Source organism: Acidovorax sp. SRB_24 (assembly GCF_012931925.1).
Map to the genome: position 1 here is coordinate 1 of NZ_MWOM01000336.1, position 279 is coordinate 279.

Consider the following 279-nt stretch of genomic DNA (forward strand, 5'->3'; position numbering starts at 1 on the left):
GGTGCCCCTGCAGCGAGTCGCCATGGCCCCGGTAGTCGAACGTGGTGACGCGAAAGCCCTGCTCGGCCAGCCATTGCGCAAAAGACGCATAGAAGGCCTGGCGCACGCCCATGGCACCGCCTATGACGACGCTGGCGCGCGCCGCGCCGGGCGGCGCATAGACGCGCAACGCCAAAGGCACCGCGCCATCGACCCGCAAGGTCTGCTTGTCCATTCCTGTCCCCTTGAACCAAGACCGGTCTGCGCCGGTTTGATTGGAAATCACAACGCAGCTCTACG

At 65.6% G+C, this 279-nt stretch carries 1 protein-coding gene; it reads right to left on the bottom strand.

Annotated elements, in window-relative coordinates:
• The coding region (locus B2J89_RS23405) for a serine aminopeptidase domain-containing protein (RefSeq protein ID WP_205763944.1) at positions 1-214 on the bottom strand (214 nt) is incomplete at its 3' end.
• Positions 215-279 lie beyond the last annotated feature (65 nt).